Here is a 21,811-nt window from a genome sequence, read left to right as displayed (position 1 = left end):
AAGTATCTGAGGAGGGTTACACATGTTTACAAATAAAACGGTTTTAATAACGGGCGGTACAGGCTCGTGGGGACAAGAGCTGACTAGAAACCTCTTGGGATCTGATCCGAAGGAAATTCGCATCTTCTCCCGCAATGAATTTACACAGGTCGATCTCAAAAGAAAATTCAACAGTCCGAAGCTCAATTTCATAATCGGGGACGTACGCGATTATGAAGCTGTCTATGAAGCATGCCAAAACGTAGATTACGTCTTTCATCTTGCCGCGCTGAAGCATGTGCCGATTTGCGAATTCCAGCCTTACGAAGCGCTCAAAACAAACGTGCTTGGCACCCAGAACATCATACGCGCAAGTATCGCGCAGGGCGTCGAGAAGGTAATCGATGTCTCGACCGACAAAGCGGTAGATCCTATCAATTTCTATGGAATGACCAAAGCAATCGGCGAGAAAATCATTATTAAAGCCAATGATTTAAGCGAGAGAACACGCTTTGTTTGTATACGCGGCGGCAATGTGCTCGGAACGAACGGCAGCGTTGTTCCCTTATTTAAACAGCAAATCATCGACGGTCAAGAGCTTACACTTACCGATGTCGAMATGACACGCTTCTTTCTGACCGTGCCTGAAGCGATTCAACTGCTGCTCAAGGCTACTGCAGTAGCCGTTGGGGGCGAAACCTTCGTGATGAAGATGCCGGCATGCAAAATCATCGATCTCATTCAGGTATTAAAAAATGTTTTCGGAGGATCAAACTTGCCGATCAAGGACATTGGAATTCGCCCAGGCGAGAAGCTGCACGAGGTATTGATCTCGCAATCCGAATCCCCTTACTCGTATAAGTATGATGAGCAATATTATGTCATCCTCCCATCGCATCCAACGGTGCAGCTCTATAATCAATATAACCATCTGCCGAAAGTAACTTTCCCGTACTTCCAGTCCGATCAAGACCTCATGTCCTATGAAGAGATTGAGACATTGTTAAGAAAAGGAAAGTTCATTTAATTCGATTAGAAATGAGGGGAAAGCAAACTTTAACGAACAAACCTAGGTGGTGTGCTTGGTGAAAACGAACAAGAAGAAAAGAAAGGCTGCGACCGATATTGGCGTATCGATTATTACTTGCACGAATAAGCTGCCGTATATGTACAATATATTCAACAACTACGGCAGGCAAATCATAGAGAACAAAGAGCTGATCATTATATTGAACAATGATCAGCTCAGCTTGGCCGATTGGCAGGATCGCGCTGCTATCTATCCCAATATTTCCGTCTACCAGCTGCCCGAGACTATAAGTCTTGGCGAGTGCTTAAATTTCGCTGCTGAACGGAGTCGGTTCGATGTGCTTGCTAAATTCGATGACGATGATTTTTACTCACGCTATTATGTTAGCTCAGCGATTCATGCACTGCACACGACAAGAGCGGATATTATCGGAAAAAGTGCGTATCACACTTATTTGGAAGAGGACCGGGCTTTGTCCCTTCGATTTCCCAATAGAGAAAACACGTATACGAAACAAATTGCCGGAGCAACGCTGCTGTTTCGAAAAAAAGTATTCCAAAGGGTCCGTTTCCAACCGATTTCACTTGGCGAGGACGTTGCTTTTCTAAGGGACTGCCGTTTATCGAATTTCAAAATTTTCACAACCAACCGTTACAATTACGTTTGCAACCGCAGAGCGGATCCGAATCTTCACACATGGAAGCCTGCAAAGGAATATTTCCTCAGTACCGGCATCCTCATTACCCATACTGACGATTATCGCAAATTCGTTGTCCAAGAATCCCTTTAATATCTGAATACAAAAACAAGGATGGCCGCGGCCATCCTTGTTTTTGCGTCGAATCCATCGAACCGCTTTGTCAGCTCCAGCCTCCGCCGAACCTTACGACCTTGGCTTTGCCTTCCGCCCCGCCAGTCACATTGCGGGTGTCATAAATAAACGAAGCATGCTCAAGCAGCATCTGCAGCGGCAAGCTCGAGTGATCCGTCGCAATCACGACACAATCCAGCCCGCTTAGTAAAGCTTCATCCAGCTCCACGCTCATGAGCTTCTCTCCTCCAACTTGTATGGTGGGGACATAAGGATCATGGTACATCACGCATTCCGCCTCTAGCTGAAGCATATGGATGAGCTCTATGGAGGCAGATTCCCTATGGTCGGCTATATCCCGCTTATAGGCTGCTCCGTATACCAAGATTCGTGCACTCGACAACGGTTTTGGCGCCAGATGTAATTTCATCTGCTGCGTAATGTACATCGGCATGATGCGGTTGACTGTGTTCGAAATTTGAATGAAATCCGATTTGATGCCATATTGCTTGATTTTCCAGGCCAGATACGAAGGATCTACCGGAATGCAATGGCCGCCGACCCCAGGACCGGGATAAAAAGCCTTGAAGCCAAACGGCTTCGTATTGGCTGCTTCAATAATCTCCCACAAATTTAATTCCAGCACATCACATATCATTGCCAGCTCATTAATAAAGGATATATTGACGAGACGATATGAATTTTCCAGCAGCTTCGTCATTTCGGCGGCATCCGTTGAAGAGACGCTATGCACGTGGTTAAATACGCCGCTGTACAGCTCAACAATCCTGCTCAAGCAGCTCGGCGTAATGCCGCTGACCACCTTCGGGATTTGCGCGACTCTGTAATCCATGTTGCCTGGGTCGACCCGCTCCGGCGAATAGGCTAGATTGACGTCTACGCCGATCTTCCAATTAAAAGCGCTCAATAGAGGGAGCAGCACCTCACGAGTCGTTCCCGGATACGTCGAGCTTTCCAAAACAACAAGCTGTCCCTTTCTTAGCCGGCAGCCGATTTCCCTTGCCGCCTGCGTAAGAAAGCTTAAATCCGGCGTCCCATAAGCAGTAAGCGGAGTCGGGACGCAAATCATAATAGCTTCGGCCAACTCCAGCTCGCTGTACTGATCCGATGGCATGAAGCATTTCGAAGCTATCGCTGCTTGAATCTCATCGTCCTGCACCTCTAGAATATAGCTCTTTCCGCTGTTTAGGTTATCGATCTTCTGCTTATCCAAATCAATGCCAAGCACATGAAAACCTCTCTCGGCAAATAGCAGCGCCAACGGAAGGCCCACATAGCCAAGCCCCACAATAGCTACCGTTCGCTGCTCATTTGGAGACCAAATGTCCGCTTCCATATTCATACTCTATGATCTCGCCTTCTTTCTATCTGCAATAGCCAACTGAAATAGTATATGAAAGCGTCATAGGAAATGATTGGACAAAATTACGGCTAATCATTGCTGCCAATGCTCTGATAATAGTAACCCATCGCCTGCATGTCATGCGCATTCAGGATATTCCTGCCGTCGAATACATTGCCATGTGACATCACATGCTTCATCTGGGCCCAGTCAATCCCCCGAATGATTGGCCATTCCGTGCAAAGAAAAACAGCGTCCGCTTCCTTCAATGCTTCCTCCACCTCCAGGCATACCGCTACGGATTCATATTTCACATCGTTCGGAAGGGTCGCAATAGGGTCATATAGCCTTAATTGGGCTCGTTCATTCAAGAGGCTCTCGATGATGCGAAGAGCAGGAGCTTCCCTTATGTCATCGGTATCCGGCTTAAACGCTAAGCCTAGAATCGCTATTTTTTTGCCCGAAAAGCTGCCGAGCCGCGCTCTAGCCTTATCCGTCAGGTAACTATGCTGCGTTTGATTGACCTTCACGACCTTCTCTAGCACGCTCAGCTCGATGTTGTTCTGCCTTGCTGTCAGAATTAAAGCAGATACATCCTTTGGAAAGCATGATCCCCCATAACCGATCCCCGCTTGTAAGAAGCTTGAGCCGATACGCGGGTCTAAACCAATTCCTCCTGCTACATCTTTCACATTGACGTTCAGCTCATCACAAAGCCTAGCGAGCTCATTAATATAGGAAATTTTGGTAGCTAGAAATGCATTTGAAGCATATTTAATAAGCTCTGCTGTTCGCGGAGTAGTGATCACAAGGGGACACTTCACGGAATGGTAAAGCGACTTGAGCAGATTCGTCGCTCGCTTGCTCTCTGATCCGATTACGATACGATCCGGATTCAAGGCATCTGTCACCGCTTTTCCTTCACGAAGAAATTCGGGGTTTGACGCTACGTCGAACGGGTAGACATGCTCCTGCGCAGCCTTGATCCAGCCAGTGACCAGCTCCTGCGTCCCGACTGGAACCGTGCTTTTGGTTACGACCAGCTTGTAGCCATTCATTTTCTGACCGATCTCGAAGGAAACCTGCTTAACGAAACGCAAATCGGCGCTGCCGTCCGGCCGCGACGGCGTTCCTACACAGATAAAGATGACATCGCTCTCTTGAATGGCCTTGTCTTTGTCGGTTGTAAATCTGATTTGTCCCGATTGGATATGCTTTTTCAATAAATCCTCCAAGCCTGGCTCATGGAAATGCAGCAGGCCCTGTCTAAGCTGCCTGATTTTGTGAACATCAGTATCAAGCCCCATCACCTTCCAGCCAAGCTCGGCAAACACCATTGCCGTCGTTGAACCGACATAGCCGGTCCCGATCACTAATATTTTCATTCGTTTCCCCCTTCTTTCTGTACCTGCAACCCCGTCATAACGGATTGGCGGCCAATCACCGTATCCTTCAGCGGGTTAGGAATATGCTTTAAATGGACGCCGCTTAGTAGAATGCTGTTTTCTATGCGGCAATCCTCAATATGCGAATCTGCACCAATCGACACGTAAGGTCCGATCACACAGTTTTTAAGGACGCAGCCCTGATTGATGGACACCGGAGCTATGATCGTACAGTTCTCTGCAACAACGGATTTATGAATGGCACCCTGGGGCGGGAGCACCTCCAGCATTTGACGATTCGCATCCAGCCACCGCCCCACCGTTCCGACATCCATGTTGAGCTGCTCGGTCACATGGTAGGTTACCTGCTTGCCATGCTCAATAAGCCATTGAATCGCATCGGTAATCTCATATTCCCCTCTTGGCGATGGCTTAATATGATCCACCGCTTCGAATATGGCGCTGTCAAAAGCATAAGCGCCCAGCACGGCAAGCTTGGACTTCGGTGCCACCGGCTTCTCTTCCAGCTGCACGATGCGTCCCTCCAGCACCTCTGCAATGCCATAATCCCGAGGATTCGCAACCTCTGCAAGCAATAAGGAGCCATGGCTGCCTCTCTCCTCCACATCGAGCTTCAGCTCCGTCAGGCTTTGGGAAATTAAATTGTCTCCCAGCAGAAGCAGGAAGGCTTCCTCTCCAATAAACGTCTGAGCTTGCCTGACTGCGTCTGAGATGCCTCTCGCTTCATATTGGTAAATATATGTGATCGCGACTCCCCATGCTTCTCCATAGCCAACATGCTCGCGAATCAAGTCTTCCTGCGACGGATGGATAACGACTCCGACTTCCACAATGGCAAGCTCAGTCAGTTTCTCGATGCAAGCTTGCAGAATAGAAATGTTGGCTACAGGAATAAGTGTTTTTGGAAAATTCAAAGTGATCGGATACAATCTCGTCCCTTTACCCGCACATAGGATAAGTCCTTTCAATTCGCATCTCCCCTAAAAAATCAGTTTCTATTAATCTATTAAATCGCAGCATGATTGGTGTGGGCCGAGCTTCGCGAGCGAGATAGAATTAAGCGGAACTTTCTTCGCCCAACTAATGAAAGTGCCGTGTCGTCTGCTGAAAACCGCTCATATCCTATCAAGAAATGCCCATGGATACTAACCTAAGGGAGCTGTGTACATTTGAAGATCGTTCAAGTATCGACAAATACGATTCCAGTTCCTCCAAAAGATTACGGCGGCACGCAGCGTGACGTTTATTATCTCACCGAGGAATTGGTTCGCCGCGGACACGAGGTCATCTTGTTCGCCAAGGAAGGCTCTACGGCTCAAGCTACCCAAACCTTTGAATATCCTTCCAATAACCCGAAAGAGCAACTCGATTTCATCATAAAAAACATGCCTGAGGACGTCGATTTCATCCATGACCATTACGGTATCGTCGCGCAAGCGAACCCGCCGATTCCAACGATCCGCAACTCGCATTCAAAAGGCGTGAGCGGCGTTCAGCTTCCCGTCTATGTGAGCAGGATGATATTACGGAAATATGGAAAAAGGAAAGGTTTCTACGTCTATAACGGGATTCGTGTCGAGGATTACATCTTTCAAAAGAAGAAAAGCAAATACCTGCTCTTTCTTGGACGGCTGATTGAACAGAAAGGCGTTCACCTCGCGATCGAGGTTGCCAAAAAAACCGGAAAAGAGCTAATTATCGCAGGTCCGTTAAATGACAGGAAATATTTTAATGCCAAAATAAAGCCCCATCTCAATAAACGCATCCGCTATGTGGGCTCGGTCGGCGGCAGCAAAAAGCAAGAATTGCTTGCAGGCGCAAGCTGCGTGCTGTTCACCTCCACTTGGGATGAACCGTTTGGGCTTGTACTGATCGAAGCGCTCGCAAGCGGGACTCCCGTCCTCGGATTCAGAAAAGGCGCCATTCCTGAAGTACTGAAGGGCTTGCCTCAGCTGATATGCGCCAACACGAGGGAAATGATCGCTAAAGTCAAGAACGCCAAACGATTCCCTTCTCCCCATCGATGCAGGCGATACGTGCGCAAGCGTTTCTCCGATGTCGTCATGACCGATCAATTTCTCAAGCTCTATAAAAAAATTATAAAAGGGAACAAATACAAGCTTATCAAGAACTCAAAGTGGAATAAGCGGAAAGCCCGGATCGTTAAACAGAACGAGGAGATGAACGAATGGTAACCATCATTGCCTGCACGATGAGGTCTTCATTTATGGATAATGTCTTCGCCAATTATGATCGGCAGACATGGAAAGACAAGGAAATGATTATTGTGCTGAACAAAAACAACATGAATCTGGAGGCATGGAAAGAGAGAGCAAGCCGTTACCCGAATAACGAAGTGCGCGTATTCAAGCTCCCACAGAAGTATAAGCTTGGCAAATGCTTGAATTATGCCATTGCAAGAGCGAAGGACGGCATCATTACGAAGTTCGACGACGATGATTACTACGGGGCGAAGTATTTGAGGGAATCCGTGCGAGCGCTCAAAAAAGGAAAAGCTAAAATCATTGGCAAGCATACCTCCTATCTTTATTTCGAGGAAAAAAAGGCACTCATGGTGTTTCGTTCCGGCGGCGAGCGCAAATATCAAAGATCCGTTAAAGGCGGCACCCTTTTATTCCGAAAATCCGTATGGAAAAAAGTGAAATTCCCCGAAAACAAATTAGTAGGCACCGATTCCGGATGGACTGGCAGATGCCGTCGGAGAGGCTATAAAATATATTCGGTTTCCAAAAAACATTACGTCTGCATAAGAAGAAAAAACATTGGCTCCCACACGCAAAAAAAGAGCACGAAACGATACATGTCTCATTGCAAGCTGGTCCGTTATACCCGCAACTTCAAAAAATACGTTTCTTAACTAGAGCAGCAGGAATGGCTAAAAAGCCGGGACAGCGGGATTCGCAGTCTCGGCTGCACTAAAACAGAGGAGCTGAGCCGCTTTGAGAATTGCTCAAATATCGAACAATACCATACCTGTCCCTCCAAAGGATTACGGGGGTACGCAGCGCGAGGTATACTATTTAACGGAGGAACTGCTCAGGCGCGGTCATAAAGTTTATTTATTTGCCAAAAAAGGCACAACCGCCCGATCGACAAAAACCTTCTATTACCCATCCAACGATGCCAAGGAACAGCTCGCTTTTATCAAAAAAAACCTTCCGGACGGCATTGACTTCATTCATGATCATTACGGTATTGTCGCGAAAGCTAATCCTCCAATTCCCACGATTCGCAGCTCCCATTCAAAAGGGGTAACCGGCGTTCAGATTCCCGTATATGTAAGCAAAAAAATATGGAGCAAATATGGCGATAAAAAAGGCTTCTTCGTGCATAACGGCATTCGGATGAAAGATTATACCTTCCGCAAAAAGAAAAAGAAGCATCTCCTCTTCCTTGGCCGGATCATGAAGGAAAAAGGAACACATCTCGCCATTAAGGTTGCCAAAAAAACAGGCAAGGATCTGATCCTCGCCGGTCCGATCCATGATAACAAATATTTCAAGTCCAAAATCCAACCGCATTTGAATAAGCATATCCGATATGTGGGACCCGTTGGCGGCAGGAAAAAGCAGCAGCTGCTTTCCGAGGCAAGCTGCGTGCTCTTCACATCGACTTGGGATGAACCGTTCGGCCTCGTGCTAATCGAAGCGATGGCTTGTGGAACGCCTGCGCTTGGCTTCAAGAAAGGAGGGGCAGTGCCTGAAGTGCTGAAGGGCATGCCCGAGCTCATCTGCAAAAACACAAAAAGCATGATCGCGAAAGCCAATCATCCGAAAAAGCTGCCCTCAGCACGTGCATGCAGGCGCTACGTCAAAACGAACTTCTCTGACCGTGCTATGACGAGCAAATTTCTGAAGCTGTACAAAAAAATCATTAAGGGAAAGCAATATAAGCTCAGTAAACAATCAACCTGGAATGAGATTTAATGAAACTTGCGGCTGAAGGCGTATCCATGATCGCTGCGACAGTACGTGAGCCATTTATCCAGCAGATCTTTCACAATTACGATCGGCAGACTTGGAGCAATAAGGAGCTGATCATTATCGTGAATGATAACGCAATTTCCTTGACTCCTTACAGGCAGAAGGCGCTGGAGTATCCGAATGTGTCCGTGTTTAGGGTAGATGAGGGCAAAAATCTGGGAGCCTGTCTCAATTACGGAGTCTCTCAAGCCAAATTCAATTATATCGCCAAGCTTGACGATGATGATTATTACTCCCCCTATTATCTAGCCGAGGCTATGCGGCAATTTTCAAGCTCCAATGCGGATATTGTAGGCAAACGCTCCTGCTATTTCTATTTTCCTCACCGCTCCAAGCTGCTATTCCGCAGAACTGCGGTCCGCGCCAATAGTCGATGCAAGAAAATAGCAGGAGCTACGATTATGTTTCATAAGCATGTTTTTGAAAAAGTGCAATTTTCCACCCATATTATACAAGGCACAGATGTCCGTTTCATCCGCGCCTGCCTGGCAAGCGGTTTTCGGTTATATACAACCTCCCGCTACAATTTCGTCGCTTTCCGCCGAAAGGATCCGAGCTCGCATACCTGGAAAGTAAACGATAAACAATTGTTGTCTAGTAAAAGGGCTATCATCATTCGTACGAATAACTTCAGAAAACATATTATGAAACCTTTTCATACTTCCATCTCTAGCACTACAAGCAAGAACTAACGCCAAATGCGTGGAGGCTGGCCACAATTCACTCATCCTAGATGATGATAGGCAGCCTCCACTTTCATTTTCTGCGCTGAATGCGTTTGCGCCTAATCGATTTCCTTTTTTTACGGACAAGCTTTCTTCTTTTCAAGACTGTTGTTTTCTCAAACATTTCAAGGCTGGAATCGAGCATGTCTTCATCCGAACCGCTATATCCGTGCACAACCTGTTCGTCTGGGCCAAAGTAGGCATTCGTTAGCAGATAAGGATTTTCCGTTTCTGGATTCTCATAATAGTAGCGACGGAACAACGCTTTCGAACGATCTGAAACCACTTCTCCGCTTGAAAATATTCCATAGCTCCAAGGTTCGCTCTCCATCTCCGTATCACTTACTGCTTCTAGACTCTTTCTGTAATTTTCATAGAGCTCCTGATACAGCATCGCATTCGCGTCTTCAATCCAAGCCGTTGCCTGAAGAACCCCCTTCGAGGGCTGCACGATGCGAAGCGGCTGGCCTTCGACAGCATAGTGATTCGGCCCTGCAGCCGTAATATTCCAGCGCTCCATGAGATTATCTGCATTCACCAGATACCCCGGATTTCTAATCGCATATACGCTATCAAACAGCGTATGCGTGAAATCAAGCCAGGATTGATCGGCAAACCGGCTGCTTTCGTTCTCGTAATAACAGTTATTCTCGCTAAGCCTGCACCACCATTTCAAGAAGTCATTTGTGATAGAGTGGCGTCTTAGGGCTACGAAGCCGGTATCGAATATGCCCTTCTGGCGTACACTCGACTGCATATGGGCATCCAGCGCTTCGGGAAAAATAACTTTGCTCGCTATCGCAATCGGATGCGCTTCCCAAATCGCAGGAAGCTCGTTTAAAGGAGATAGCATCATCGTACCTGCGTCCATGCTGATAAAGTGATTCTCACTTCCATATTTATCGTATACATATCGGACAGCAAAGGATCTGCAAGCCCGTTCTGCTTCTATTAATGTATATTGAAAGAAAAATTTCGGCACACTATCCAATGCATCAATATCTTTCATCAATACCGTCTCATCAAAATAAGAGCATTGCCTTGCGGCAATAGGCAGTTTATCCTCCATTAATGCTACTACTACCTTGCTTCCGGGCATTTGCTCCTTAACCGATTTGGCCATGACGATCGCTTTAGGCAAGTGAACGGCACTAATTGCCGTTACGACAATCATCTAGATCCTTCCATTCTATTTCGGTGTAGTCTTTTATCACTCATGGTAGTTTGACCATCTCCTCTCCTACCCTATTCTATGAAGGACTAGAATGGCAGGAAACCCTATGATCTGTCTATATTTGACCCCTCAACGATGATAGAATCCGAGAGTGCGCACCTATATGCCAGAAGACGGCCGAAGTGATTCTTCTGCCGTCTACGCATGAACGCATCTTCACCCTAGTCGTAAATCATTCGTTTTGTTTTTGTGCTTCTGTTCTCCACCTGATCCTCCCCAGATTTTTTCGGAAATACGCGCTCAGCCATTGCGTTGAATTCTGCTATAAACCCTTGAATGGGGTGCCCGAGCTTAACATCATTCATGTATGCCGTCATTCGTCCAACGAAATCAGGGTTCGCGGATACGTACACATGCTCAATGCTTGGATTAAGCTCTTGGATCTTATTCGCGATCTGATCTTTCATTGCATCAGTCAACTGAGCATGACCGGTTGACAAGCTGCTCATGCGCCTGCTGATCTCAGCGCCTTCTTTTCCCCTATAACCGTTGTTTGTGCGGCTTAGCATTTGGGATTCCATATTAGGCTCGCCTTCGTCCAGAGAGACCGCTACATACGCGTTATGTTCTGTCAGCATGACGTAGGAGGCCTTAACTACCCCCAGATCCGTAATCTCCTTAGCAAGCTTCTCGCTCATCTCCATACGGTAATTTTTGTGAGAGCCGATAACATTATTGCTGTTTAACCTTCGTCCATTCACCCGGTTCATTTCATTCATTTGATCATCGGCGAACCGTTTGTTTTTTAATAAATTGCCATTTGCATCATATCGAATGCTGTTTGATCGGATGTCTTTATTCCCAAGCTCACCGTGATTTTCCATGCAGCCTGCCAGCATCGTGCTAAGCAACACACCTGCAGACAAAGCAACGATTTGTTTGCGCATTGAGCCATCCTCCACCTGATTTGATTTAGGTTCAAGACCTTTGCTTAGCGTTCGCCTGACAAGCGATGTCTATTCATTTGGGTGGCGTCATATTTATTTGAGAATTTATTCAAAAAAAGCCTAATTTCAATAGGGTATATTTCATAATTTCTGAATCTGAATCGAATAATTATAAACATATCATGCTAAAATGTCATAAATTCTGATAATATCCTTCAAAGGTGTTTGCATAAATATGCAGAGTAATGATAGTTACCCTCTTGGAAGTGAAAGTTAAGGCTATTGAAATGAGGTTAGCAGGCGTGCCTGTAAAGGACGTGATTAAACAGTTGCTCATTCGTAATAAGACGTAGTAATAGATATGGATAAAAAGGCTATAAAAGGGCATCGTAACGGTGAAGTGCATCGTTTGGAACTAACTGTAGGAAAACAGTACAGTTTAAACAATAGACCTGAGAATACAACGGAATTAGCTAAATTTGTGTGTTATAATTCATGTTGGCACTGCAGACACCCGTTTAAGTAATAATTATAATATACTTTTGATACAGCGAATAATGACTTTCGACATAAACCCTTGTTTCGCACTATGAATTGGGCGATGGGTTTAATGGTGGTTTGAAACAAACTTGGAGAGCACTTGTTTTTCAAGTTCATCCCGATGGGGTGTCGCAATGTTTAATTGTTGTTTCAACTTATCGAACGAATCATACAAAGCTACAATTTCAACAAAAAGTCCTCCCACCCATTATATAAACGGCAATTTATGTATGATTTTCAGAACATAGTACACAACCTGTCTATGTTTTCGAATAAGGCTAACTTGTTTTGCAGGAGTAATTGTATAACCTAATTTTTCTAATATTTGAAAACCTTCGTCCATGACGAATATTGCTTGCTTTAATCGCTTCTTGTCCTTAGATACTTTTTTCAGGCCACCATCGTTAAGAAAACTTATAGAATTCAAAGCTATTATAGTGACGATATGACTTATGAGCCAAGCATCCATATCATCATGATAAGCTAATTTGTACTTAACATGTTTAAAAATTATATAATAAAGGCTTTATTGGGATATCGCCGTCTAGACTGCCTAATACCATTTGTCCGCCTCCGTGAGTGCAGATGATGCGACCGCATTCTTCTCGGAGCCCTCCGCTAATTTGAAATCCGAAGATGATATTTTTTTCACAATGCTCTTTTCCTGATGGGAATTTTGCATTCCATGGGCATCAGCATTATTTCCGACAAGAACAACATTCTGTGACTGATTCTCCGCTAGAATAGGCAATACGGATGGGAAATCATTGTATTTCATTACTACAAAAATAAGATCATAGCAATCTTCAGATTGAAGCTCATGGATGACTCTTACTTCATCAACAGTGTTTTTTTCTGGAAGTAATGAAGAATGACAAGTCCGTACTTCTTCAATTGGTCAGTGTTTCCCTCTAGCAAGTACTGTGACATCATTTCCCCCGCGCACTAGAACATGAGCAAGGTAACTACAAAAACTAATATTCTCATAGCCATATCTCCCTCTTTTTTTACCTTTGTCAGAAGAATAAAGAAAAACCAAGCAGCCATCATGAATGCAATGATGCATCTAATAGTAGAATAAGATTTTGAAAAAATTACAATGAACGAAATCGAAGAGCGTGCTGATGTAAATCGAGGAACCATTTATTCGCATTACTTGGACAAATACGACCTAATGGATAAATACATAGAGGTTCAACTGGAACATTTGATTGAAAGTTGCTATTCAGTGGATGAAACCGAATCGTTCCATTTAAGGCTTCATTGCTCCGTACAATTGAACAGATAGAAAAGAATGCTTTTTTTTATAAGATCTTTTTAGGTAACAAAGGCGTCCCTTCCTTCAAAATTCACCTGCGTGAAATGATGAATAAGAAAATAGTTGAGCAAATCAACGAAAACAATGTAAGTCTGGATGAGTTGCGTAAAGATACATTCGTGCAATTCTTAAGTTCAGCGATCGTTGGTGTGATTGAATGGTGGTTTACCCATACAACGCCCTGTTCTGCTGAAGAAATAACTGATCAGACATGGTCGCTGCTCGAGCTTAATCAATTGATCCTTCAATCTCAATCATGATGAGTACATTAGCCTACTCGCTTATTCAGCACCATCAATATTGACCAATTCACATGTGTCGGGTATGTAGACAGTAAAAGACCAAATGACATCTCTGCCTTTTACATTCATCAAACAAAACATGGCCGGGCAGCTCACAGAGCGCCACGGCCACTATTTCTGAAGCTATTTTTTAGGACGCATCCATTAAATTCCTAACGTAATCCAATCCTAAGGCAGGTTCAGCAGAAGGCATAAACTCCAGACCAAAATAGTTTGAATACCCCGCGTTGCGCAATGCTTGAATGACGTTGGCATAATGGATTTCGCCAAATTGTAATTCATTGCGCCCTGGACAACCTGCAGCATGTAAATGACCAATACTTTGAAGATTACTCAGCATTGAGCTAATTAGATTACCTTCAGAAATCTGTTGATGGTAGATATCAAATAATACTTTCACATAATTACTTCCAACCTGTTCGATAAGCTCAAATGCCTCGCTCGAGCGCGTTAAGAGATACCCGGGATGATCAACTTTCGTGTTGAGAGGTTCCAGAAGGAGTGTAACACCTGCCTCTTCCGCAATTGGAGCCGCCAGCCGTAACCCTGTCAAAACATTTTCAACTTGGCGCTCACGCGAGATACCACTTAATTCATTTCCAGTTTGTGTTATCAGCGTCCCGCAGCCAAGTCTTTTAGCAACAATTATCGCTTCCTTAATGCCTTGCAAGTATTCCTTATGAGACTCTTGATCTACTAGATTGCCACCATCTGTACAAAACGTCGAGAGCGAAAGCTCAAGTCGTTTCATTTCGCTTGCCATCAGGTTTATGTCTTTATGTCTCCAATTCCAAAATTCGAATGCGTCAAACCCTGATGATTTCACATGTGACAATGCCTCTGACAATTTCATATTCCTAAATACGGAATCGATGCAAACTGAAAATTTCATAAGTTCCCCTTTCGTTATTACGCTCCCTGTATCCTTTACTACTTCAATTAATATGGGTGCATTAAACTTATCTCTCAAAGCGGAATCCTTTAAAGTCAAATATGCTACCCGGTAAGAAGATAAACGTCACTTTCTTCATACCATCAACCTTTTCTAACTCAAATGCTTGCTCTTCATAACCTTCGGTTTTCGTGAATTCTACGATTTGTCTCTTCTCACCATTCTCGTCGCCGAACTGAATGTGAATAGTATTCTTGTCGATAGGTGATCTCCCCCAGACGACCAACTTCGATGCACCTTCAACGGAAAACTCCATTTGTGAGAATTCAAGCGTAACGTTATTCCCGATGCTCTCAAAACATTGACCAGCCACTGTAAATGAGTCTCCATAGATATGGTCGCTATCTGCGGCCCAATTTTGCTCGAAAGCCCTGTTCTGGCGCTCAAAAGTGAAGCCTTTAATTTGAAGCTTTTGGTAGAGAACAATGCATAATGATGTAATACCACGAAGGCGCCTAGAGAGACGATAGGTTTCTTCTTTATACGTACTCCACTCGTAAGGTTTTTGATAATAGGTGTCGGCAACTAATACGCTGCCGTCTTCTTCAGGAATTCCTTCCCAAATTTGAAGCTTTTATGCATTACTGGACAAGCCATAACCCGGAATCGTTACCATGTCGGATCCGAATGGTCCGAAGTCGATATTCCGGAAGCCAATACGCGTTTCGGTGTCATTAGCAGGCGCTACGCCTTTCTCAAGTAACGGATCAAGGGATTGACTCGAATATTGCGAGAACAGAAGTAAACGGATTGGAAGTGAAAATTAACGCTATTGGTGACGGCGACCTCACTTTCTAATAATTGTTATTATCCATTATGCGGTACAGAAACAGTACCCGAAGCCTGGGTTTTGTTACCCGCATGATCAACGGCTTCATAGGTAACGGTGTATACCCTACCTGAGCCATTCCCCGATCTTTCGGCGCGCAAGAGAATCTTGTTATCACTTGTCCCAATCTCCGCGCCTTGGATATCTCCTGTCGTATTACCGTCTCCAGAGCCATTATCCGGCTCGTTGCTCGTAACGGATACTAGCTTCACACTTGCAATGCCAGAGTCGCTGTCTTCTGCTTCCCAAGAGAAAGTAACCTCTTCGAGTTTATGATTGTTTTTTGTAAGTTTTGGCTTATCCGAAAAAACCTTTAGGGTTGGGGGAATTTTGTCAATATTATTAACGGTAGCCACTGCGGTCCCTTGGAGCCCTTTTTGATCAACAAACTCAAAGGTAAAACTTCCATTGTTGGCAAAGGTATAACTGCTTTTGCCATCATTATTCGTTATAGTGACCTGCTTATTCGTTGTGATGGTTGCCACCACATCTTGATTTGTTATGTCAGTTTTACTGTAGCTCACTTCTGCAACAGGTGCCAGCCCATATGAATACAAATCAGTGGGAAGTTCATCCCTTGTAATGACATAATCACTATGATAGACCTTTTGTAAATGCTGAGGATCATTCTGCAATCCATCACGGATCGAGTTTCCTGTCCAAGTCATGAAGTACAGCCAGTCCGCACCAAGGAGTGGTAAAAGATCAGGATCAGGAATAGGTCCATTCTCTGCTAGAGCAATCAACTTAGTACCGTTCACCAGCGAGACAAGTTGATCGTATTTGTTGACAAGTGGGTTGTAATCACCATTAGGAGCATAATAGTCTGTAGTCACGATATCAACTACGTCGTCGCCAGGATACCATTCTTCACTTTCCGAGTTAAATACCCAGATTAAGTTATTCAGCCCGTGTACATTTTTCATACGATCATACATGAGGAGGTATAACTCCTTGTATGCCTCAGGACCTTTTGCCCCCCACCAAAACCAACCGCCTTCAGCCTCATGCAATGGTCTCCAAATTACAGGAATATGTGCATCCTGCAGCCGCTTTAATTGATTGGAAATTACATCAATATCTCTAAGAAGCAACTGGTAGTCTTCCGAATCAGGATGGGCAAGTGCATAAGCAACGTCAAAAGTTGTCGCTCTCGTATAGAATCCACTCCACCATTCATTCCCAGGTTCGTCAAGAAGATCCTTTGGTGCATTCCAATGCCAATGAATTTGAACAATCCCACCTTGTTGACCCCAATCGAGCGCCTGTTCAATCGATTGGGATGACGTCCCATGTTCCACACGGCTAGGTGAATAATCCATCATATCTAAGCCAAGAAGTGCTGGGTATTTTCCTGTCTGATCATAAATCCAATTCGCATCATGTCTTTCCTGCTGACCAGAGATAATTCCGTTGCCATACGTGTCCACCAAGTAGTTCATCAATGCCTGTGTTTCTGGTGTAGCGTTCGGGTTAGAAAGAATTTTCTCAACTTGATGTGATCCGCCTACTTCAGCAGATGTTACGATAATATAGTCAATATTGTACCAACCCCAGCCCAAGTTGATTTTTACTGTGTTATCACCGGATTGTAACTGTACTTTTCCTGCTGATACTTCATGAAAACCAGTCGATTGCACTAAAGATATTTCACCCGTGCCTTGGCCATTCACAATCAATTCTGTTTTCTTATCTCCGAACGGTGAGTTGTAGCCGACAATGATTTCGAACAGTCCTACATTAGGAGCGTGATAGGTAAGCGTTAAATCTCCCTCTCCCTTAAAAGAGGCATATCCTGAACCCGAATAACCGCTGATCGTATTTTCAACAGAAACCGTGCCTGTCTTGGTACCATCCTCTGCTTCGATTTTCTCAGATCCTCCAATAGGTGTTACCAAAAGATAGTCGAGATTGTACCAACCCCAACCCAATTTGAACTTAAACGTATTTTCCCCAGCTTGCAACAGTACTTTGCCTGCTGATAGCTCATGAAAGTCAGCCGATTCCTCCAAGGAGATTTCGCCTGTACCTTGGTTATTCACAATTAATTCTGTTTTCTTACTTCCTAACGGAGAGTTATAGCCAACAGTGATTTCATACAGTCCTGCATTGGGAGCTTGATAAGTTAGCGTTAAATCTCCCTCTCCCTTAAAAGAGGCATATCCTCTACCAGAGTAACCGCTGGTTGTATTGTCAACAGAAACCGTGCCTGTCATTACGCCATCCTCAGCCTCGATTTTGTTCCCTACTACAGAAACCAGAGTATTGGCAACCTGATTATTAACAGCGTAAACTGGTATGACAAAAGAAATTAACAAGCAAAGAGACAATAAATGGATTAAGCTGAATCTTAATAGTTTGAGACGTGATTTATTTTTCAAAATAAATTTCCTCCCTGGCATATTAGTTTTAAGATCGAATGAGTAAGCTTAAAAGCCAAAAAACAGTAAGTGTCTCTCTAAAACAATTAGATAAAACAGCAATCTTCTCTGTACTATTTGCCTGAAATCATTTCTCTGCCATACCACCCCCTCTCAGCAACGGATTAAGCTCCCAAATCGGAAGTTCGTCACGCGTGACGGTGACGGGGTCATCATAGAACTTGCGAAGCATCGTGCGTTCTGTTTATCGCTCGGATAGCACGTTGTTGCCCACTTCATCCTAAATTGCCACATGTTATGCGTCACGAATTGGACTGGACAGTTTCTGCGTACAATTTCAAGCTGCCATCCTAGCAGCTAGCCTACGCTGTCCGAGAAGAACCGCTTGCACTTCAGAAGATAAGAAGGATTCATCGGCTTGCTGGTACCGAGCGGCGTCGTTACTTCGGCCCAACTGCTGTACTCTCCGCTCCAGACGACCATACCCTACTCCCAATTCAACTCTTCCAGACTGGAATAACGCTTTTGCAGCCAAGCGACAAATGTACGATTGCACGTATCGCAATGGCATTCCTGGTAGTGCATCTCGTTATCGATTTGCCAGCCAATGATGGCGGGGATGCTTCGCATAGCGCTGTGACACCGCTTCCACAAAATTGGAGCCCAGCATTCTCAAGGAATAGCTGTTGTTGCAACGATGTCCACGCACACCCGGCCGGATCATTTGACGTTGCTCAACCATTGGCAGTACATCCGGATAACGGGTTGTCATCTCGTTCGACGGCGTATTGGTAGGTATGCATAACACGATCTCTATACCGCGTGCGGCGAATACTTCTATAGACGAATCCAATCAATTAAACCGATAATCACCCTCGGTCGGCTCCATTCAGCTCCAGACGAACTCCGCCATTCGTACAACAGCAATACCCTTCTCTTGCATAAGCGCTGCATCCTTCTCCCATAGCTTTTGAGTCCATTGCTCTGGATAGTAATCAATTCCGATCTTAAACATCATCCTGTGATCTCCTATATTCACCAATATATTGCGATTATATGCTATATTAACTGGAGTGAATATCTTAAATAATTAATACTTTATAATAATATTAAGTTAACAGGAGAGTTGGTCGCATACCTCATCCCAATCGCTCTTTCCCGGTAAAGTGGATCGAACTTGAGATTGCCACTTCTTTAGTTGTGAACTACTCACTTTACTACAGCTTCACCTTATAAAACTCATGATATAGATTCACCAAAGCCGCTTCTCAATTCGCGACACATAACCCCGCGAGATCCCCAGTTCCTTCGCAATCTCCCGCTGACTCCGCTAATTCCCGCTATGCTCCAGCCCAAATCGGACGTTCACGACTTCCTTCTCGCTGTCATCGAGTATATCCAAGTTTTTATAGGTCTTAGATTTCTCACATCATGATCCTGTAGATACCGATTCCGTATATCTTTTTCGTGAGACCTCGTTCTCGCAGAGCTTGCATATTCATTCCTATCGCTCCTTTGTCAAGTACGACATATATTCCTCTACTTCACAGTTCAAACTTCTCTTTCAATCTTCGAGCCAACTCGTCGTCTGACAAGGGATTGCGATGCGTATTTTCTAAATAAATATATTTCTCCGTTTCCGGCATGAGATAATTTTTATACCAGGCAAAGAAATCGGGACTGTCTCCGTGGATACGGAGCCATCTTCTTAAAGTATCCATATTGTTCACAGTGCTCTGTATATTCGTGAGCCAGTCCGCTTTGTAGAAATTGTGCCAATGTCCGTGTTCAGCTTCTTGCATAGCTTCTAATCCCTGTTGATAGCACCACATTGCTCGCGATGCATGTACGAATGCAGTGGGAAATTCCTTATTCATGTATGCTTTATAAGAATCACCTAAAGCTGCAAAACCCTCGCAGCCGGATAGATGCAGCTTGACGTGTAGCAGCAGATGATCATTCATTCTTTGCTGCTCCTCGTTCGGAAGCTTAGTTATAAGCTGCTCGATGCGCTTTTTGAGTAACTGCCAGCTAAGTACCGCGTCCGCGCATTTGCGGCTAAACCAATCAACCTGCTCCGCAAAACCGACCGGCCCTGTTGCCCAGTTCAGCCTCTGCAACGGTTGTCCGTCTCTCCCTTGAAGCCAATGACCGACGATCTCTCGGGCCGGATGATGATAGAGTTCCTCACCCGCACGATCATCTTCATTTGGGCCGTACGAAATGGTCTGCTCAGCGTAATCAAGATGTAACGCGGCAATCTCGTCTTCGCAAGCGGAGTACATACGGTATACAAATTGAAGAAGGTGCTCCTTTGAATCCGCATGACCCTTGCTCCACAGCTCGCGGATAAAGTCCAAGGTATATACGTGCGGTCTAATATTACCGCTGTTCACCAGCAGGTATGAGAATGCTCCCGAATGAAAAGCATCCTCCAGTTCCTGCTGGATAAATGAAGCTGGAGAGGGAAAAAGGGTCAAATGATTTGATGCCTGAAGATCGTGGAACGTTACATGATAATAAACACCGTGCTTCCCTCCGTCTTCTTTCGAAGGGAGCGAAGGAACTCTCAGATTATGGTTGTTATGACGACGGGAAACCATCTTACCGTAGCCATTATCGGCCCATATTCGCATAATATCTTCAGGGATGTCGATATGACCTGCCTTGTATAATTCTGCAATCTCGCCGTATAAAGCTACACAGCAATACGGTTCTTCAACCTTCTGCTTAACCATGTCATACTGCCTACGGACGACTCTGCTGATCATCTCTCCGCGCTTCTCTGGTGTATCGAATGAAGGGTCTTGTATCCAAAAAGGCTGGTCTCCTTGCCCTCGGAAGGAAAGAACCCAAACAATCTTCCGGTCCTTCTGTGTTTCAATTGCTTCCTCCCATAAAGCTTCGAACAGCTCCGGGTTATCTTGATAGCTAGCCTTCTTGCCGGGATATGCACGCAGGAACATCTCAGCGCCAAGCGGCTCTGCATGATGGTGCGTTACCCATAACCCCATCTCTGACGCAAGATCAGCATGAATGCCATGTTTAGGCAGATCTGTACCGGGGATCAACATATTGCCGCCGCACCGCAGTAAGGCTTCGAAGACGGGATACCACACTTCTTTGGCTGGGGGATACTCCTCCTTCCATCCAATCAAGCACACTTCATCGTTGACGAACCATCCTCGGAAACGAACAAACGACTCTGGAGAATCGTAATTCTCTTCGGATAAGTGTATTTCGCCCCGGCGCACCGGGTATTTATCCATCCAGAACCAGAACGGATCCACTCCAAGATATCTGCGACTATATTCCAACAAACCAAATACTAGCCCGAGGTCATCGCGGGCCATAATGTGGAGCGACATGACCCCATCTGCTTCGATAAACTGAAAAGAAAATGCCTCTGGATGCTCGGGGCATAGATCCTCCAGGAGAGCATAACGGACCTCCACTTCAACTGGAGCGTCATCGTCCACTTGAAGCTTTGGCACCTCTCCAAACACATATTTAAGATCCCTTCCCACCATTTCCCAAGCATGGCGTACTGGAGAGGTTAACTTCTTAGGCAAGCGATAAGTCGTGTGTCGATCAATGATCATTGTTATCGAATTCCCCTTTCATGTACCTAATAGTTGTAACACTGCATCTAGATCTCAACGATTTTCCGGCTTACTGAGCAATAAATGCAAAAGTCAGGCTATTGAGAACGTCTCATTGACTTTTGAACAGACCAATTTTTATGCTAATTTTTCTCATCTCGGAATGAAAAAGTTGATTAGAAACGATCTGAGAGACAGCTTGATCTACCGATTGACTAAATGCTCGGATAAATATGACTTTCTCAACAGCCTGATAACTACATCAATTTCAAGGTTAACTGGCCGTTTTAAACCCAATCGTTCAAACTGCATGTACTCACTTACATCATAATCATCACATCAGTAGAGTAACAATGAGACAACTCCTACTTTACTTTCATATTTCCGACATCCTTCAAATACCTATAGTCTAAATAATTAACAGTAGGGCAAGAAGAGGGATTACTCC

17 protein-coding genes and 3 pseudogenes are annotated in these 21,811 nt (G+C 44.8%); 8 read left to right on the top strand and 12 right to left on the bottom strand.

The window, feature by feature from the left end:
* The first annotated feature begins 22 nt into the window (after positions 1 to 22).
* Entirely contained in the window at positions 23 to 1,006 is a 984-nt protein-coding gene (locus AB4Z29_RS20105) for a polysaccharide biosynthesis protein (RefSeq protein WP_441944774.1), read from the top strand.
* A gap of 58 nt (positions 1,007 to 1,064) precedes the next feature.
* Complete coding sequence (locus tag AB4Z29_RS20100; protein ID WP_441944773.1) at positions 1,065 to 1,799, top strand: glycosyltransferase; 735 nt, start codon at positions 1,065 to 1,067, stop codon at positions 1,797 to 1,799.
* 70 nt (positions 1,800 to 1,869) lie between these two features.
* Here the strand turns inward: AB4Z29_RS20100 and AB4Z29_RS20095 are convergent, their stop codons facing one another.
* The 3 genes from AB4Z29_RS20095 to AB4Z29_RS20085 form a co-directional block, all read right to left on the bottom strand.
* Entirely contained in the window at positions 1,870 to 3,183 is a 1,314-nt protein-coding gene (locus tag AB4Z29_RS20095; RefSeq protein ID WP_441944772.1) for a nucleotide sugar dehydrogenase, read from the bottom strand.
* An 89-nt stretch (positions 3,184 to 3,272) separates the two neighbouring features.
* Entirely contained in the window at positions 3,273 to 4,568 is a 1,296-nt protein-coding gene (locus tag AB4Z29_RS20090) for a UDP-glucose dehydrogenase family protein (protein WP_441944771.1), read from the bottom strand.
* The gene (locus tag AB4Z29_RS20085; RefSeq protein ID WP_441944770.1) at positions 4,565 to 5,557 is read right to left on the bottom strand and encodes a sugar phosphate nucleotidyltransferase; all 993 of its coding nucleotides are present in this window, start codon (positions 5,555 to 5,557) and stop codon (positions 4,565 to 4,567) included. Before AB4Z29_RS20085 ends, AB4Z29_RS20090 begins: the two co-directional genes overlap by 4 nt.
* A 201-nt stretch (positions 5,558 to 5,758) precedes the next feature.
* Between AB4Z29_RS20085 and AB4Z29_RS20080 the strand changes: the two genes are divergently transcribed.
* From AB4Z29_RS20080 to AB4Z29_RS20065, 4 genes are all read left to right on the top strand, one after another.
* Complete coding sequence (locus tag AB4Z29_RS20080) at positions 5,759 to 6,784, top strand: glycosyltransferase family 4 protein (protein WP_441944769.1); 1,026 nt, start codon at positions 5,759 to 5,761, stop codon at positions 6,782 to 6,784.
* Positions 6,778 to 7,467 carry a glycosyltransferase gene (locus AB4Z29_RS20075; protein WP_441944768.1) on the top strand — a complete coding sequence of 230 codons (690 nt, stop codon included), beginning with the start codon at positions 6,778 to 6,780 and terminating at the stop codon, positions 7,465 to 7,467. The genes AB4Z29_RS20080 and AB4Z29_RS20075 overlap by 7 nt, the downstream gene beginning before the upstream one ends.
* 82 nt (positions 7,468 to 7,549) lie before the next feature.
* Positions 7,550 to 8,536, top strand: coding sequence for a glycosyltransferase (locus AB4Z29_RS20070; protein WP_441944767.1), 987 nt, complete (start codon positions 7,550 to 7,552; stop codon positions 8,534 to 8,536).
* A complete protein-coding gene (locus tag AB4Z29_RS20065; RefSeq protein WP_441944766.1) occupies positions 8,536 to 9,285 on the top strand; it encodes a glycosyltransferase in 750 nt (249 codons plus the stop codon). Before AB4Z29_RS20070 ends, AB4Z29_RS20065 begins: the two co-directional genes overlap by 1 nt.
* A gap of 64 nt (positions 9,286 to 9,349) precedes the next feature.
* Here the strand turns inward: AB4Z29_RS20065 and AB4Z29_RS20060 are convergent, their stop codons facing one another.
* The gene (locus tag AB4Z29_RS20060) at positions 9,350 to 10,492 is read right to left on the bottom strand and encodes a hypothetical protein (RefSeq protein ID WP_441944765.1); all 1,143 of its coding nucleotides are present in this window, start codon (positions 10,490 to 10,492) and stop codon (positions 9,350 to 9,352) included.
* Positions 10,493 to 10,713: 221 nt separating this feature from the next.
* Positions 10,714 to 11,439, bottom strand: a complete 726-nt coding sequence (locus tag AB4Z29_RS20055; protein WP_441944764.1) for a YhcN/YlaJ family sporulation lipoprotein — start codon at positions 11,437 to 11,439, stop codon at positions 10,714 to 10,716.
* A 1,633-nt stretch (positions 11,440 to 13,072) separates the two neighbouring features.
* On the opposite strand from AB4Z29_RS20055, the gene AB4Z29_RS20050 reads away from it, so the two are divergent.
* The gene (locus AB4Z29_RS20050; protein ID WP_441944830.1) at positions 13,073 to 13,267 is read left to right on the top strand and encodes a TetR/AcrR family transcriptional regulator; all 195 of its coding nucleotides are present in this window, start codon (positions 13,073 to 13,075) and stop codon (positions 13,265 to 13,267) included.
* Positions 13,243 to 13,557 carry a TetR-like C-terminal domain-containing protein gene (locus AB4Z29_RS20045; protein WP_441944763.1) on the top strand — a complete coding sequence of 105 codons (315 nt, stop codon included), beginning with the start codon at positions 13,243 to 13,245 and terminating at the stop codon, positions 13,555 to 13,557. Before AB4Z29_RS20050 ends, AB4Z29_RS20045 begins: the two co-directional genes overlap by 25 nt.
* 172 nt (positions 13,558 to 13,729) lie before the next feature.
* Here AB4Z29_RS20045 and AB4Z29_RS20040 read toward each other — a convergent pair whose 3' ends face one another.
* The 7 genes and pseudogenes from AB4Z29_RS20040 to AB4Z29_RS20010 all read right to left on the bottom strand — a co-directional run bounded on the left by AB4Z29_RS20040 (position 13,730) and on the right by AB4Z29_RS20010 (position 21,363).
* Positions 13,730 to 14,491: a hydroxypyruvate isomerase family protein gene (locus AB4Z29_RS20040; protein WP_441944762.1), complete on the bottom strand. Its 762-nt coding sequence runs from the start codon at positions 14,489 to 14,491 to the stop codon at positions 13,730 to 13,732.
* Positions 14,492 to 14,558: 67 nt separating this feature from the next.
* Positions 14,559 to 14,864 carry a hypothetical protein gene (locus AB4Z29_RS20035; protein ID WP_441944761.1) on the bottom strand — a complete coding sequence of 102 codons (306 nt, stop codon included), beginning with the start codon at positions 14,862 to 14,864 and terminating at the stop codon, positions 14,559 to 14,561.
* Positions 14,865 to 15,358: 494 nt separating this feature from the next.
* A complete protein-coding gene (locus AB4Z29_RS20030; protein WP_441944760.1) occupies positions 15,359 to 17,761 on the bottom strand; it encodes a glycosyl hydrolase in 2,403 nt (800 codons plus the stop codon).
* A gap of 357 nt (positions 17,762 to 18,118) precedes the next feature.
* Positions 18,119 to 18,346, bottom strand: a pseudogene (locus tag AB4Z29_RS20025) (beta-galactosidase).
* A gap of 4 nt (positions 18,347 to 18,350) precedes the next feature.
* Positions 18,351 to 18,704, bottom strand: a pseudogene (locus tag AB4Z29_RS20020) (beta-galactosidase).
* A gap of 274 nt (positions 18,705 to 18,978) precedes the next feature.
* Positions 18,979 to 19,187: pseudogene (locus AB4Z29_RS20015) on the bottom strand (sigma factor-like helix-turn-helix DNA-binding protein); the annotation flags it as partial.
* A gap of 118 nt (positions 19,188 to 19,305) precedes the next feature.
* Entirely contained in the window at positions 19,306 to 21,363 is a 2,058-nt protein-coding gene (locus AB4Z29_RS20010) for a glycosyl hydrolase 115 family protein (RefSeq protein WP_441944759.1), read from the bottom strand.
* Between the last annotated feature and the right edge of the window lie 448 nt (positions 21,364 to 21,811).

The sequence above is a fragment of the Paenibacillus sp. 2TAB23 genome (genome assembly GCF_052115165.1).
Classification (GTDB): Bacteria; Bacillota; Bacilli; order Paenibacillales; family Paenibacillaceae; genus Pristimantibacillus.
This window is presented reverse-complemented; position numbering and strand designations above follow the sequence as displayed.